We start from the raw sequence: 15,851 nt of genomic DNA on the forward strand, positions 1-15,851 counted from the left end.
AATGTTAGCGACTAAATGAAGAAAATGACGCAACCAATAAATTATTCAAAAAAGCCCAATGGCACAGGTATAACACGTATTGTCAAAGCAACTTACTGCTCTTACAAAGGTTTCAAAGCAGCACTATTTCATGAAGCGGCTTTTCGCCAAGAGTTAGCAATATGTCTGATCCTCACCCCAATCGCATTTTTCTTAGCGGCTTCAAGTTCGCAATTATTAATACTATTGATAACTTTAGCATTTGTGCTGTTTGCTGAACTTATTAACTCGGCAATAGAAGCTTTAGCCGATAAAATCACCACAGATCATGACGAGCTTATTGGTAGAGCAAAAGACTTAGGATCTGCTGGCGTCACAGTTGCCTTTAGTATGTTGATTTTATGCTGGGGTTATATTGCTTATGAGCGATTGTTCACATAAGAGAATACAAATTAAGTGACCTACGCTCTTCAAGCTATCAGCTAACAGCTAACAGCTAACAGCTAACAGCTAACAGCTAACAGCTAACAGCTAACATCACAATGCTAATATAAGACTTGAGAGCTGTGAAGGTGAAGCCGCTCTCATCAGTTAATGAGCGTCTACAGAAAGGTTGCGCATCCACTTCTTTGACCATGTGCGCCAACCAAACAAAATAAGCTTTGCAACTTCCTCGCTATAGGCGACTAGGGCAACCCAAATAAGTGGCAGGTCCCAAACCGTCGCCGCAATATAGGTCAGCGGAATACTTACCGCCCACATGCCAAATATATCAGTTATCATGCAAAACTTATTATCTCCGCCTGCACGAATAACGCCGAGTGCCAACGTCATGTTACATACTTTTAGCCATGCCCCCAGTGCAATTAGCGTAAATACTTGGTGAGCTGTGGCTAGTGTTTGTGCTGACATATTTTCATACGGGCTGAAGATAATTCCTTCGAGCAATAACGCCAAACCACCTAAACCAATTGCGACAACTGGACAAAGTACAAAGAAGGATTTAGCGACCTGCCAGGCTTGCTCAAAGGCATCAGCCCCAAGCTTTTGACCCACCATAATCGAGCAAGCAGAAGCTAAACCAAAAAATATGGATAAAAATATTCCTTCAATTGGTGAAAGCAAACTCATCACCGCAAGGGCTTCTGTACCTAATTGCCCGTAGATAAGTTGATACATGAATGTACCGATAGACCAAATGCCAAAACTCATCATCATTGGCCAAACTAACTGAAATAGATGCCACCAAGCTCGACGATTCGCCAATAAGCTAAGGTCGCCATTCTTAGGCGCTAGTAAATGGCGATTTTTAATTAAAAAATGCCAAATAATCGCTAAGTGCAAGGCACGCGATATTAACGTTGCCCAGGCAGCGCCTTCTACTCCAAGTGCAGGTACTCCTAAGCCGCCATTGATAAGCCAATAATTAAGGATGATATTGATCACTATAGCGACACAGCTAAATGCTAAGGGCAGTTTAACCTGACCAATGCTGCGCAGTGCGTTTTCTACAATCAATATTAGGCCAACAAAGATCAAACTCGGCATGGTAATCCAAAGGTAAACCTCACCAAGCGCAACAACTTCTGAATCAGATGAAGCCCAGCCGATGACAAGATCAGCAGTGTAAAAATTAACAATGGCTATCGGGGTAAATGCCAAAAGAGCAAAAACAGACGCTATCTGAATGCTACGGCGAATTCTGTCACTTTTACCAGCCCCGAAGTATTGCGCGGCTAAAACACCCACGCCCCATGAAAGGCCTGTCGCAATAACCAACACGACAAACTGAATACGATTACCTAAACCCACAGAAGCCACTGCTGCATTGCCAAGGTGACCAACCATTACAACATCAATCATACCGAGTAGCGTGACTAACATATTTTGCAGAGATATCGGCCAAGCAAGCTTGATCGTTTGCCCTAATTGCGAAGAAGAGGTCATTTATAGAAAGGAAATTATATAGAAAGCAACAAGCTGATATTCTAGTGATATTTAACGTATATTGCTCGTTGAATACGTATTAATATTCACTTTATTATTTGCAAAACTAAGCTAAAAACAGCTAAACATTATTAACTTCAACAAGGACAACACATGCCGATCACTGGAAAGTTATTTCCTACTCTATTAAATACTAAAAAATCAGCACGAATCATCGCGTACTCTGCGCTAATAGCATCGGCGTATAGTAGCCTAGCGGCTTCAGCTAGCGATCCGAAAGATGGCAAACTAGCACAAGCACATCCTCCAGTTGTGATGCCAGCACCTTTAGTATCTATTGCTTCACACGATGCTTTTTTTGATCGAATAAAAGCGTTTTGTGGCCAAGCATTTACAGGCAAGGTGTCGCTTGATACGGGTGGTGACGATAGCTTCAACGATAAGCAGCTGATCATGCATGTTAGAAAATGCGATGAGCGAGAACTACAGATCCCTTTTCACATTGGCAAAAATGCATCACGTACTTGGATTATCACCAAAACAGGCTCTGGATTGTCACTTAAACACGACCATCGTCATCCCGATGGCAGCCATGATGTACAGACCATGTATGGCGGCCAAACGCTTGACGCTGGATGGCCAGAAGTGCAGTCATTTCCAGCAGATCAATACTCAAAAGAGCTTTTTGTAAAGCAAGGTATACCACAATCAGCAGATAATACGTGGCAAATGTTTATTTACCCAAATCGTTTCAGCTATAGGATGGTTAGACAGGGTAGAGAGTTTCGCGTTGATTTCGACTTAACGAAGCCAATCACTCCACCTAAAGCCCCATGGGGATATCAAGATTAGCACTAAGTTTATCTGGGCCTAGCTGCTAAGCGAGCAAATAAAATTCAGATACCCGAGCACCTGATTTATTTCTATGCTTGATTTGGCTAAATGGTGCTCGCTGTCACTAAATTTTTGACATAAAAAAATGCGACTCATAGAGTCGCATTTCTTTATCTAGCTTTGTTGCGCATCCTGCGCACAATTAGTGTTTCCCGCTTCATCCTTAAAGAAACTGTCCTTAGTATATCCTAACGATCCCTTCGCTGTCCTACCGCCTAATCCTAAAGCGACTACATTTCCTAATGTAACACACACCTTGTGTTTAAAGCTTACCTGCTTATCTTCCTTAACTCAGCTTTCCTTTGCTAATTCACATCCTTGTTCTATCATCCTATGCAATATCCTATTGCATGACCTAATCCTAAGGCCTCCCTTGACAGGAATTCATTTCCTGTGTCGTCCTGACAGTTGTAATATTACGTTATCCGCGATTATAAACTAGCAAGTGTGATAAAATATTTTCCATAGGATGAAGTGCAATTTTCACACAAAAACATTAACAAACTGTATTTAAAGGTTTTTTACCCATGCACTTTCCTTTTTTCGCGAACAACTTACTCAATATCCTACGCCCATGTGCGACATATCTCACATTTACATTTCCATAAATGACATTACACCTTGTTAACACATTCACATAACTTGGTTTACTTTTGTACAAATGCATTACACCTATGCTTGAACTTAAATGAGAAGAACAAAAATGTCTCATGTGCTTTTTATATCGCAATAAAAAACGGCCACCTATTGGTAGCCGTTCAATCAATGACTTAAGCAAATAAGGCTTAAGTTAGCAAATAAAATAAGCGAGCTGTTATTTCATCTGACGAGTATGGCTGTTAATTAGCCACCACATTTACCTTCGCCACACTTACCTTTTGCTTTTTTCTTGCCTTCACCGCATTTGCCTTCGCCGCATTTGCCTTTGGCTTTACCTTCACCACACTTGCCTTCACCGCATTTGCCTTTGGCTTTACCTTCGCCACATTTACCTTCGCCACACTTACCTTTGGCTTTACCTTCGCCACATTTGCCTTCGCCGCACTTACCTTTGGCTTTACCTTCACCACACTTGCCTTCACCACACTTGTCGCCACCAGCAGCAACAGACACAGAAACTACGTCTTCAACAGCAAACGGGTTAACATCAGCCTTCGCAGGCGCAGAAACTAAAAGGCCTAAAGAAAATAAGCCCATTACAGCAGCTAGAGTTGATTTCTTGATTAAATTCATCATGTTTTCCTTTGTTATAAAAAATATAGCTAACTTATACTGTTATAAGTGTTTTTATCTAGACCTCTAAGATAGCATATTTATTTCAAATTTATTCTCTCGCGTGAGAATTTGTTTGACCTTATCAATAGGCTAAAATACAAGCCTACACTTCTATGAAAGAATAATTTTGAACGTAAAGCAAATTTTTTTAGCACCAATGGAAGGGGTCGTTGATCACTTGATGCGCGATCTACTCACACAGATTAATGACTATGATTTATGCATAACGGAATTTGTTCGGGTAGTTAATCGCAAAGTCCCGAAACACACTTTCTACAAGCTTTGTCCAGAACTTAAACTCGGCGGCAAAACACCATCGGGAACCCCTGTAAGAGTTCAGCTATTAGGCCAAGATCCAAACTGGATGGCAGAAAATGCCCTAATAGCTCACGAATTAGGGACAAGTGGCGTCGATATTAACTTTGGCTGTCCTGCAAAAACTGTCAATAAAAGCCAAGGCGGCGCTAGCTTACTTAAAGACCCAGAATTGATGTACCAAGTCATTTCAAGTGTAAAGTCTGCTCTATCTGGTACTGAGCAGGCACTGTCTGCAAAAATACGATTAGGCTTCGACGACACCAGCTTACTTGATGAAATTGTTGATGCCATCGCTCAAGCTCAGCCAGACATGTTAACCGTTCATGCCCGAACTAAAAGACAAGGTTACAAGCCTCCTGCTTATTGGGAGTATATTGCGGATATTAAAAGCAAGCTAACCATACCAGTTATTGCTAATGGCGAAATATGGCAACGTTCAGATGCACAGCGATGTATTGAGAAATCTCACTGTAATGATTTAATGATTGGACGAGGAGCACTTGCAACACCTAACCTTGCAAATGTGCTGAAATACAACGATACACCTATGACATGGCAAGAGACATGTCAATTGATTCTAGATTGGACTAAGCTGGATGGCGGTGAATTTAAGCCTTTCTACTTTTCAAGTCGCTTAAAGCAGTGGTATCGATATTTAAAATATTTCTACCCTCAAGCAGCGACGCTTTTTGACGCCATTAAAACGCTACAGCACAAAGCGGAGATCGTCAGTGAAATCGAGCGAATCATAAAAATAGAAAGTACTGAAGTGTTGTAGTTAGCCTATACCAGTTTGATTAATTATTTAGCCTCTCAGAATGACATAAGCATTATTAGAGCAAACGAAATTTATGACGATATAGTTGCTCTACATCGAGTGAATTTTGTGTAGTTAACATGCTGCTTATGCATTCCCAAAGGCGAGTTTTAAAAGCACATATACTGCGTTATGCCGTTTGCTTTTAGTTCAACAAAAGGGGAGTAACCATTCTCTGCACGCCAAGCCTTGTCTATGAGCCTTTAAATTCTCTCTGAGTGATCAAATAATTATTCAAGTTGATATCAGTTATGTAATTTTCTTGAGGGATAAAAAAACCAGCCATCAGGCTGGTTTTTTGTTTGGTTCTAAAGCCAAATTAAATAGCAACACCTTTACGTTGTGCTGTTTCTTCAATAAATGACTTCCAACCGCGAGCTGCTTTACGCGATTTAGGATCTTTCATTGCACGAGAGATCTCTGCATGCGCTTGCTTGTACTGACCCAAATAGAAGTGTGCTTCAGCTAGGCTCATGTATACACGACCTTTGTTCTTCACACCTGCGTCAAGTGCCTTGTTAAGCGCGACGATAGACTTTTTGAACTGCTCGCTTTGCTTTAACAACATGCCTTGCTTACGCCAGTGTTGTGCTTCGTTAGTTAACTTAGCAACTTCACCGTAGTATTTAGCAGCAGTGGCAATGTTTTGGGCTGCATGGTATGCGTTAGCTAATGTCGATAATGTTTGATCATCGCGCTTAATATCACCAGAGCCAATATGCTTCTCTAGTAATTTAGCTGCTTTGAACGGAACACCATTAGACTGGTACAAGCTTGCTAAAGTTTTTAGCTCAGATTCTTTTTCTAAGAAACCTTGCTTGTATGCCATATCTAACGTCGACAATGCTTTCGGGTAATCTTCTACTAATAAGTAGAACATACCCAATTGCGTCCACCATTGCTTATTCTCAGGGAATATTTGCAGTACGGTTTCAAGCACCTTAACACCGTCGCGGTACATCTTACGTTCGTAGTAAGACGTTAGCTTTAAGATGTAAGGGTTTTGATTTGGCTTGTCGCCAAATAACGCAATCGCCTTATCAGCAGGCTCAATCATTTTGTCTAAGCGACGAAGTTCGTAATAAGCTTGCGCAATCTTAACGTAAGTTTGCGAGTCTTCTTTACCTGTGAACTCCATCCAAGCTTCATAGTTCTTAAGCGCTTCTTCGTACTTTTTGGTTTGCATTTGCAAATCAGCAAGTAACTTGATTGATTCACCGTGATCGCCTTCGTTTAGGATATCAGGCTCAACCGCTTGCTTAAGATAGCTAATCGCTTTCTCTTCTTGGTTGCCTTTGGTTGCATACATTACTGCGATCATACGTGCTACATAAGCTTTGTCGTATGGTTTACTCGCTTCAATGTCTAACAAAAGAACAAGTGCACCATCAATGTCGTCGGCAGTGTAAAGTTCAAATGCTTTTTGTACTTTCTTACCTACTGATGGACCAACTAGTTGTGTTGGACGCTTTTTCTTCTCTTGTTTTGCTTCTGCGGCTTGAACGTCAAAAGAGAACGGTAATTGGACAGTCGTTACTGCAGATGCAATTACTAATGCCGTTGCAAGTTTTTTAAACATTACCTACCTCCGTCCATTTTAAAGTCAAGCTGAACAGTTAAACCAGGTTGCTTTTGCGGTTTACCGTCAACAACTTTTGGCTTGTATTTCCACTTACGTAGTGCACGCTTCGCTTCTTTGTCGAAGATACGTTTTGGCTCTGCTTCGATTACCTTAACGTCTTCAACACCACCAATCTCATTAATAGTAAAAGATAGTCGTACCCAACCTTCTTTACCATCACGAGCTGCTTGAATTGGGTATTTAGGCTCAATTCGAACAATTGGTGTTGCTTCACCATCACGACCAAAACCAGCACCCGGAGCAGATAAACCAGTGTTAGCACCAGCTAACTGTACACCTGGCATATTAAACTCGATACCACCTTGGTTATTGTTTGCTTCAGGCTCTGGAGCTTGAGGCTTAGGTGGAGTCTTAGGCGGCGGTGGCGGCGGTGGCGGTACACGACGACGCGTCTCTGCTGCAGACTTTGGTGGTGTAGTATTCACTTCCACCACGATATTTTCTAACTGTTCTTCCTGAGCGCGATCACCGCTCGCGATCAGGAATGCCATGAACGAAAATAGTCCAAAGGTAACTGCAGCGCCTAGTAGTATTGATACTAAAAAGCGAACCATAAATTACCCCTTAGCAGCTGCAATAGAGATACGATCGATTCCTGCTTCTTTGATAGCATCCATCACTTTAACAACGATACCGTGCTTAGCATCTTTGTCAGCTTGGATAATTACCACATCAGTTGGTTGCTCTGCTAAAAGCTTTTCGATGTTAGCAGCAACACGTTCTACATCAACGCGGCGCTTGTCTAACCAAATTTCACCAGTGTCTTTTACTGCAACAAAAATGTTAGCTGACTTCTGTTTAGTTTGGTTAGCTGCTTTAGGTTTATTTACTTCAATACCTGCTTCTTTTACGAAAGAAGTCGTTACGATAAAGAAGATCAGCATGATGAATACGATGTCAAGCATCGGCGTCATATCAATTGCTGCTTCTTCTTCTTCACGAATACGTTTACGTGCCATTCGAATTTCTCTCTAGTGATGAGGTAAACTGTCAACCAGTTTAGCCTTTGCTAGTTTAACTTTAGCGTCTAAACGCGTACTAAAAAATACGCCTGATAATGCTGCAACCATACCCGCCATTGTCGGAATTGTTGCCATCGAAATACCAGAAGCCATTAGACGCGGATTACCTGTACCTTGTTGAGCCATAGTTTCGAATACCGAAATCATACCCGTTACAGTACCTAATAATCCAATCAGTGGACACATTGCCACTAAGGTTTTAATGGTGAGCATATTACGCTCTAGTAGTTCTGTCGCTTCGGAGATCCATGTATCTCTGATTCGATGTGCATACCATGAAGTAGTATCAGCTCTAGCGTCCCAACGCTTGATGATGTCATCACGCATTTTTGGGTAGTTTGACGCTAGGAACCAATATCTTTCGATCATTAGGATCCACATCAATAAGAGAGCAACGGCGACAAAGTATAGTACGTTACCGCCAGTCGCAATAAAACTCCTGACAGATTCTACAAGCTCTATCAGGAATAACATTACTTAGACTCCTTCTCTGCAATCTCAGCGATTAGACCAGCAGCTTGCTCGTCTAACTTGTGAAGTACAGATTTTGCTTTACCTGCTACAACGCTGTGTACAAGGATAAGCGGAAGTGCTGCGATTAGACCTAGTGCTGTTGTTACTAGCGCTAGTGAGATGTTACCAGCCATGATTTTAGGGTCACCAGTACCGAATAATGTGATCGTTTGGAACGTCATGATCATACCGATAACTGTACCTAATAGACCCATTAGAGGTGCGATAGCTGCGAACATTTTGATTAGGTTAATACCACGGTCAACCGTTGGTGTTTCACGTAAGATTTGCTCGTCTAACTTAAGCTCAAGTGTTTCAGCGTCAGCATCTTTGTTCTCGTGGTAAACCTTTAATAGGCGGCCAAGAGGGTTGTTGCTGTTTGGCTTGTCCATGTTCTTAGTTTGCGCTTTGATTTTCGCACCAACAGCACCTAGAACAATGATACGCTCAAGCGCAATCAATAAACCAATAACTAGTAGTACAGTAATACCGTAACCTACTTCAGCACCTTGGTGGTAGAATTCCATCAATGTACGCTTACGAGTTTCTAACGCTAAGATAGCACCACGTGAAGGGTCAAGGTATAAAGGCGCGTAGCCTGAAGAAGTTGTGAAGTAACTTGTTGCTTCACCAGTGATGTAACCAGCTGGTTGCTTAGCAAGTGGTTGAACTTGTGCTAACTCATCGTTGTAAGTTAAGTAACCGTTTGAAGAGATTAGGTTGAAAGTACCAACACGCGTAACTGTTTCTGAAGACTTAGTACCGTCTAGGTTAGTAACATCAGTTTGGAACTGAGCAATCTTACCAGATTCAGTCATTTCAGTTTGAAGTGCGAACCATAACTCTTCCAAGTCAGGAAGGCCTGGGATTTCTTTTGAGTTAGCGATACGGTTTAATGTTTCGCCACGGCCAGGGTATTGAGCACTAACAATTGATGTAGAGATCATACCGTAAGCGTCAGCAGCAGCTGAACGACTTACACCGAACATTTCACCTAAAGTACCTTTAGCGTTATCAAGTTCTTGCGTTTTTTGTGCAAGTTTGATGTCGTTTGCTGCGTACTCTTTAGTTAAACGCGTATTGCGGTCTTGCTGCGCTTTTAACTCAGCTTTTGCTTTGTTCAATAAAGCTTGCTTGTCAGCACGCGCTGCTAAGAATTCAGATTCACGTTGCTTGTCTAGTTTAGCTTCTGAGATACGGTCAGCTTTAACTTGTTGTAACAACTGGTCTAGTTCATTAGCGTTAGCTGTTGTAGCGAAACCCGCTGACAGAGAAGCAGCAAGTAAAACGAAATTAATAACCTTTTTCATTATTGTGCTCCTGCTGCAAATACTGGAAGTTTAGTTAGATCCATTGGCAATTGCTTGCGTGCCATACGGATAGTGTCAGTGATAGTCTTCGCATATTCTTCACCTAACTCGTCCCATGAACGAGTTGAGTTGTTCCAAACCCAAGCTTGCTTGTAGTCTAGAGATTGTGCGATTAGCGCAACACGACCCATGTGAACGAAATCAGCAGTGATCGTGCGATCACCTAAGTCTAACTCACCTTGGTAAGCATCAAATACTGTACCGTAGTTAGCTTCGATTTCGTATGCTTCAAGTACTAAGCGGAACTGCTCAGAAGTTGTTACGTTAGAATCAGCCATTACGTCGCGAAGACCCGCGATACGCTCTTTACGATTCTCAAGGTTCATTGGTACGTCAAGATCAACAAACTTTTCTAACGTGTCGATCATTTTGTACATTAGTGGAACAACGCCTTGCTTGATTTTATCGATACCATCGATTTGACGTTGTAGTGACGCGATATTTGCGTTTTGGTCATCAACCATGCGCTGTACGTGGTCGTTGTAGCCTTTTAAAACTTCAGCTTCGTCTACTGTTGTACGGTAGTCAGCTAGTAAGTCTTGAGTTTGCTCATAGATGCTATCGATCTTGCTTTGTGATTTAGCTGATGCTTTGAAAATTTGCATTTCAGCTTTTTGTAAATCAGTTAACGCATCAGCAGCAGCGATATTGCTACCAGCCAACGCAAAAACACCTGCTATCGTCGATGCGATAAGGCTTTTTTTACTTATTTTGGACATAGTTCCCAACCAATTGCTATTTAACTTAGATAACAAAAATTTAAAACCCATCAGTAATGATGAATCTAATTCTGCCATTAAAAAGGATTTTTAATTAATCTAGAATACAACCAGCCAATATTCCCAGACGACAGCGAAACTGTCAACCTAGAACATCTTAATCAGAACTACTTTTTTGTAAATTTCCTAAACTGTTTCGCTTGTCGTGCAGCGCCGCTGCTAAGCCTGAAACAATTTATTAAACTCACTAACATTGCCATAACAATTAAGTAAATTTGATTGCGACTAGTGTATTCTCCTTCTCAATTTAACAAATTGCAGACCCATGTTTTACTAATTCATTCGTAGTAAGTCAAATCTAAATAAATAATAGCTTATTAATTGAGCATTTTTATTCTTTTTACAAAGTAGTGTTTAACTCCTAAACCAGCCCGTTAACGAGTAACGGCTAACCGGTGAAAAAGCCGCAATTGAAGTAACCGAATGTACTTTATTAACATCGAATAACGTTAACGAGTTATATTTCGGCATATATGATTGAGTCGGTGTACCATCTGGTTCAAACATTTGTAGTAAACCGCCCCAATCTGGATGCCACTGTGGACTTAAACCTAGCACATACGCATATTTTCGTGTTTCACCAGGTAGATTATCAATGTGGCGTGTTAAGAAGTCGCCAACCCGGTAGCGTGTTGCTTGTCCATCAGCATGGCTTAGCTCATCATCACCAGTAATATGCTTAATAACAGACAAGCAAGCTTCGTCATTAATCAGCTTCAACGCTTCATCAATGATTGCAGGTGACGAATCGCTCGCTTTGTGACGGCCGTAAAGAAACCCCTGCCCCTGCGCGGCTAACTGGTAAATTGCCTGATACATTTCTCTTCGTTGCGCATTCGGCAGCTGGGCAATTTGTTCATCGCTAGCTTCACGGTTTTGGCGATTTAAAAAGAAGGCATTGTTAAATGAAGTGTCGTGATGTAAACAGCGTGAAAGCTCTTCTGCTCCCTCGGTATTTAAGAAATCAAAAATACGAACAATGCCGTAGTCGGCGAATTCTGCTTTTAACGCTGCCTGTTTATCCGAATCTAATGTTGGGTTAATGGTAAGCTGAGTCAATTTCTTTCCTATTTTATAATTTAGTTCTTATTTTCTGGGATTGTCGCCAGTTCTTAGCCAGCCGGTAATCGACACACGCTTTTGTGTGGCAAATGGGCTAACACAGCCAACGTAATGATCTTCAAGGTCTTTAAAAAACTAAATTCCAATCACTTTGTTGTTGAATATGGAATGCTGTAGTTCAGATAAATTCGTTAACTAACATAACGCCTTATAGTATCATCCTGTTCTCTCAAAGTTGAAGATAAACCTAGCATACATTGCATTTTCATGATCACCGTCAATACCATTAGAAAAGCTGAGCAAGCTCACCAACAAGGCCAACTTGCAGAGGCAGAGTCTTTATACCGACAAGCATTAAGTAACGAGCAACATATCGATGCGATCTATGGCTTGGCAACGCTAAAGATGCAACTAAAAGAATACGCTGTCGCCACTCAACTGTTTGAACAAGCACTGTCTATTGAGCCACAAGCACTAGATATCAATTTTAATTATCTTTTGTGCCTCAAACAAAGCAATCAAGTCGAACAAGCAAAAGGGCGACTTCGTGAAATTTCGCACCTTGTTGGCAATAACAGCCAAATGGTGAGCGCCTTTGCTAACTTGGCATTTGAATTAGGTGATTATCAGCAGGTCATTAATATCACCTCTGTCAGTCAGCTAAACCAAGACAATATCAATTTTATTGCCGCAAAAGCCCACATGGCCCTTAACCAATGGCCTGACGCGATCCAATACCTTGTGAAGCTTAGCGAGAGACACCCAACTAATACTGAACATTTAAATTTACTGGCACAGTGTTTTGGGCATACTTTGAACTTTAATTTGGCAATGCCAATATTTGAACAACTCACCGCACTAGCACCTTCTTTGGAAAACACGTTGCGATATGCTGATTTATGCATTCTCGCTCAGCATAAAGCCAAAGCTGAGCAGTTGGTTGCACAGCTAGAGACTCATGCTAATACCGAATTTTCCACGCAAGCTAGCTTGCAATTGCTTTCTATCAAAACAAAGCTAGCACGACTTAACCACGACAAAGCGCAAGCCATTAGCTTAGCTGAGCAGTTACTTGCCCGCGAGCCATCATCCTCACTAGCGTGGCAAGTGCTTTTTGAGCTTGGTAATGACAGTGCGCACAAACAAGTGCTAAAGCAGCTGCCAGCAGTTGTCGAAACTAGTGAACAGCACAGTTTTGACTATCGCCAAAATCTTTATACCCTTGCCAAAGTTTATGAAAAGTCCGATGAGTACCAAAGAGCATTTGAATACTTTACGAGGGCGAATCAGAGTCAATACTTTCAGCTCGCCAATCAAAATCGCGCATTTTCTTATCAAACATTAAAAGCCGAAATTAACAAGTTAACCGAGATTGATTATGCACACCTTGCTGAAACCGAACAGTCTAAAACGCCTGCTACAAATTCCGCCACAGATCACCCCACCAATATTTTTGTCGTGGGGATGCCTCGCTCGGGTACAACATTAGTCAATCGTATACTGTGTCAGGCAACGAATGTAGCTAGTGTTAATGAAAGCAACGGTATCGCGAGTGTTTATGAGCATTTATTAGCGCAGATTGCCGCAGCAGATATCCCTGCATATTTAGCAAAAAACGCTAAAGCGCTGGCAGAAAAGTACCGTGACGCACTCCCTGCCCTGCCGGCTCACACTGAAATTATCGTTGATAAAATGCCACATAACTTTCGTTTCGTTGGCGCCATTTTAGCCAGCTTTCCAAGAGCTAAAATTATTCAAATGCGCCGTAACCCGGAAGACTTAGCACTATCAATTTTTAGCCAGCAATTTAACGATTACCACAACTATGCTTGCGATCAGAAAGCTATCGCTCAGACAATATTTGAAGCGAATAAGCTAATGGATGTTTGGGCTAAGCGCTATCCTGAGCAAGTTTATGATCTCAGTTATGAAGATTTGGTGAACAATCCGGAAAGTGAAGCGAAAGCAATATTTGAGTTCCTCTCACTGCATTGGCAACCTAGCTATCTTGAGTTCTACCAGCAAGCCGTGCCAAGCTTTACGTTCAGTGAAGTACAAGTGAGAAAACCGATTAACCAAAGTAAAATCGGCTTTGCCAAACACTATCACGATCAGCTAAGTGAATTTAGAGCAACTTACAACAAGTTGTTAAAGTAAGCTCGATGCTCTGCTTGTATTCGCTGTCGATGCTCAAAGCTTCGCTGTATGGCTTCTTGCTCAGCATCGCTAAGTTCAGGATGCCAGACCGAGAAAATCAACACTACACGATCAGCATCACTCAAGTTGATTGCTTCGTGTATAAATGAGTCGTCAAAGGCAACCAACGTCCCCTCTTGCCAAGCACATTGCTGATCTGCAACTTTGATGTATCCATCACCGGGGACGGTAATCGGTAAGTGAACCGTTAAGCTGTGGTTCGATAGCCCGTAATGCGGTGTAATATGTTGCCCAGCTTTAAGCACGGAATAAAATACTTCGTAAGGTTGTTCACTTAGCCCGTATAGTGGTAACTGTTTTAGTAACGCTAGAGTTTGTGGTACGTGGCAGGCTAATTCAGGGTTAAGAATACCGTTCTTGAACAAATGCAATGCCGTCCAATTCGCACTGCCAGCCAGTTTATCAAAACCTTGTTGTTTATATTTCTCATTTAAATATGGCTCGCCTAAGCTATCTATTTTGTCAATTAAGGCATTAAATTCCGATTTAATGACGTCAAAACCTTGCTCGATAACTTGCCCATTAAAGGCCTCATTGGCTGGCCAAAAAGGTTGAGCAGTCAATGTTGGCAAATAAAATAAATGAGGCCGTTGTTGCTCTGCTAGGTAAGTAAAGGCATTGTTGTGGGTTTGTGGCCAAATAGCACTTTTTACGGCTTCTGGTTCAGGTTTCGTGCCAATCGCTTTTTGGTGTTCTTCAGTGTAAAAATTACGTAGTGCCACATCTGCCTGATACGAGCGCTTTTTCGTTTGTTCTGCGACTTGTTCATAGCGATAAAACATGGTCAAACGAGCATCTAAATCTTGACCTTGACTGAGAATCGCAAGCCCTGATTCTTTCTCACCAATATTTAAATAATAGGTACCAGCATACAGGTAACATAGGACATTGTTCGTCGCCTTGCGCAGGCAGCTGATGTAAGCATGTTTTGTATCATCAACTGTACCTAGTTGTTCTGAAAGCACCGCAAAACGATAAAGTTGCTCTGCATCATCTGGGTTTTGCTCAACATATTGGTTGAGTAATTGATATGCTTGCTCATTTCGGCCTTGGCCAAACAATTCGTTGACTTGATTTAGTTCAGCCATTTTTAACTCCGTGAATTAGCCAAGCAAAAGTAAACTTATCTTCGGTTAAAACGCTTGAATTTTGGTATGCCATGTCATAAGACTTTAACTCACTCACAAGTGTTTTAATGTCATTCTCAGATTTTGCTACGCTAAGCAAATGCGCTAGCCTCACCTGCTCTGCTGACAACTTATTAGCAAGTAAACTCATCATACTTTTAGCACTGCTATGATTCCCCTGTTGTATCGCAAGTACCGCTTGATTAATGGTTTCTAGTACCTGACCTGTAATACTTTTTGATAAATAGCCTTGATGCTGTTGAATAAAGCGCTGAGCTTTAGTTTCTATCTGCTCAAGTGAGAGTTTACTGTCGGCTAATGCTTGAGCATTTTCAATAAGTGAATCACTTGCCATCAACAAACTAATTTCGTTATGCCTTAGCTTATTAGCTTTAACAATCTCACCATTTGCATGGTGAATGATTAACTGAAAACAGCCGCCATTGCGCAACACTCTAGCAATCTCTGATACTGCGCTAGTTTGAGCAGCATATTCAAAACCAAATTGACTAGTAACCGCATCAATTGAATGATCAGCAAACGGTAAGTTTGCTAGATCTACCTCACCAAGAAAAGTTACTTGCTCTTCGAAATGACCAGTAAAGCCTCGAGGGTTTATTGGGGCATAGTCAACACCGATATATCGATGTTCACTTACTTTGTCACCGTCCAGTAAATTTGCGATAACAGCGCCATTACCCGTCGCTAAATCTAAAATAGTGCTTTGTTTGGGTAGTTTTTCTTGCCAATCAAGCCAAAGCTTTTTTACTAGACGTTGCTCACTGTCGCTAGCAATGCAGCTTTGCTGTTGGCCTTGTTGCCAGTATTGATGCCAAGCTTGTTGTTTTTTCATCATAAAAAATATCGTTTAAATCACCTAGCCGTGATG

General features: G+C 41.5%; 15 protein-coding genes. 4 read left to right on the plus strand and 11 right to left on the minus strand.

Features of this window, described 5'->3' with window-relative positions; all coding sequences use genetic code 11:
• The first annotated feature begins 24 nt into the window (after nt 1-24).
• Entirely contained in the window at nt 25-420 is a 396-nt protein-coding gene (locus tag ACSLUR_RS11420) for a diacylglycerol kinase (RefSeq protein ID WP_448554650.1), read from the plus strand.
• A gap of 150 nt (nt 421-570) precedes the next feature.
• Here the strand turns inward: ACSLUR_RS11420 and ACSLUR_RS11425 are convergent, their stop codons facing one another.
• Nucleotides 571-1,926 carry an MATE family efflux transporter gene (locus tag ACSLUR_RS11425; protein WP_448554652.1) on the minus strand — a complete coding sequence of 452 codons (1,356 nt, stop codon included), beginning with the start codon at nt 1,924-1,926 and terminating at the stop codon, nt 571-573.
• Nucleotides 1,927-2,241: 315 nt separating this feature from the next.
• On the opposite strand from ACSLUR_RS11425, the gene ACSLUR_RS11430 reads away from it, so the two are divergent.
• Complete coding sequence (locus ACSLUR_RS11430) at nt 2,242-2,778, plus strand: hypothetical protein (protein WP_448555108.1); 537 nt, start codon at nt 2,242-2,244, stop codon at nt 2,776-2,778.
• Nucleotides 2,779-3,663: 885 nt separating this feature from the next.
• On the opposite strand, the gene ACSLUR_RS11435 is transcribed toward ACSLUR_RS11430, so the two are convergent.
• Entirely contained in the window at nt 3,664-4,056 is a 393-nt protein-coding gene (locus ACSLUR_RS11435) for an HvfA family oxazolone/thioamide-modified RiPP metallophore (RefSeq protein ID WP_220347657.1), read from the minus strand.
• Nucleotides 4,057-4,252: 196 nt separating this feature from the next.
• Here ACSLUR_RS11435 and ACSLUR_RS11440 point away from each other — a divergent pair, with 196 nt between their 5' ends.
• Nucleotides 4,253-5,191, plus strand: coding sequence for a tRNA-dihydrouridine synthase (locus ACSLUR_RS11440; protein WP_448555110.1), 939 nt, complete (start codon nt 4,253-4,255; stop codon nt 5,189-5,191).
• 358 nt (nt 5,192-5,549) lie between these two features.
• On the opposite strand, the gene ACSLUR_RS11445 is transcribed toward ACSLUR_RS11440, so the two are convergent.
• From ACSLUR_RS11445 to ACSLUR_RS11475, 7 genes are all read right to left on the minus strand, one after another.
• Nucleotides 5,550-6,809 (minus strand): tetratricopeptide repeat protein, encoded by a 1,260-nt coding sequence (locus tag ACSLUR_RS11445; RefSeq protein ID WP_448554655.1) that lies wholly within the window; start codon nt 6,807-6,809, stop codon nt 5,550-5,552.
• On the minus strand, nt 6,809-7,426 hold the full coding sequence (locus tag ACSLUR_RS11450) for an energy transducer TonB (RefSeq protein WP_116000821.1): 618 nt from the start codon (nt 7,424-7,426) through the stop codon (nt 6,809-6,811). Before ACSLUR_RS11450 ends, ACSLUR_RS11445 begins: the two co-directional genes overlap by 1 nt.
• A gap of 3 nt (nt 7,427-7,429) precedes the next feature.
• Nucleotides 7,430-7,831 (minus strand): ExbD/TolR family protein, encoded by a 402-nt coding sequence (locus ACSLUR_RS11455; protein ID WP_116000822.1) that lies wholly within the window; start codon nt 7,829-7,831, stop codon nt 7,430-7,432.
• A 12-nt stretch (nt 7,832-7,843) separates the two neighbouring features.
• The gene (locus ACSLUR_RS11460) at nt 7,844-8,368 is read right to left on the minus strand and encodes a MotA/TolQ/ExbB proton channel family protein (RefSeq protein ID WP_116000823.1); all 525 of its coding nucleotides are present in this window, start codon (nt 8,366-8,368) and stop codon (nt 7,844-7,846) included.
• A complete protein-coding gene (locus tag ACSLUR_RS11465) occupies nt 8,368-9,717 on the minus strand; it encodes a MotA/TolQ/ExbB proton channel family protein (RefSeq protein ID WP_448554658.1) in 1,350 nt (449 codons plus the stop codon). The genes ACSLUR_RS11460 and ACSLUR_RS11465 overlap by 1 nt, the downstream gene beginning before the upstream one ends.
• The gene (locus ACSLUR_RS11470; protein WP_116002426.1) at nt 9,717-10,496 is read right to left on the minus strand and encodes a DUF3450 domain-containing protein; all 780 of its coding nucleotides are present in this window, start codon (nt 10,494-10,496) and stop codon (nt 9,717-9,719) included. The genes ACSLUR_RS11465 and ACSLUR_RS11470 overlap by 1 nt, the downstream gene beginning before the upstream one ends.
• 414 nt (nt 10,497-10,910) lie before the next feature.
• Nucleotides 10,911-11,615 carry a 2OG-Fe(II) oxygenase gene (locus ACSLUR_RS11475; RefSeq protein ID WP_448554660.1) on the minus strand — a complete coding sequence of 235 codons (705 nt, stop codon included), beginning with the start codon at nt 11,613-11,615 and terminating at the stop codon, nt 10,911-10,913.
• Between the two features lie 270 nt (nt 11,616-11,885).
• On the opposite strand from ACSLUR_RS11475, the gene ACSLUR_RS11480 reads away from it, so the two are divergent.
• Nucleotides 11,886-13,775 carry a tetratricopeptide repeat-containing sulfotransferase family protein gene (locus tag ACSLUR_RS11480; RefSeq protein ID WP_448554662.1) on the plus strand — a complete coding sequence of 630 codons (1,890 nt, stop codon included), beginning with the start codon at nt 11,886-11,888 and terminating at the stop codon, nt 13,773-13,775.
• Here the strand turns inward: ACSLUR_RS11480 and ACSLUR_RS11485 are convergent.
• Nucleotides 13,754-14,923, minus strand: coding sequence for an aspartyl/asparaginyl beta-hydroxylase domain-containing protein (locus tag ACSLUR_RS11485; RefSeq protein ID WP_448554664.1), 1,170 nt, complete (start codon nt 14,921-14,923; stop codon nt 13,754-13,756). The genes ACSLUR_RS11480 and ACSLUR_RS11485 overlap by 22 nt on opposite strands.
• The gene (locus ACSLUR_RS11490) at nt 14,916-15,818 is read right to left on the minus strand and encodes a class I SAM-dependent methyltransferase (protein ID WP_448554666.1); all 903 of its coding nucleotides are present in this window, start codon (nt 15,816-15,818) and stop codon (nt 14,916-14,918) included. Before ACSLUR_RS11490 ends, ACSLUR_RS11485 begins: the two co-directional genes overlap by 8 nt.
• Nucleotides 15,819-15,851 lie beyond the last annotated feature (33 nt).

Source organism: Thalassotalea montiporae, from assembly GCF_053485855.1.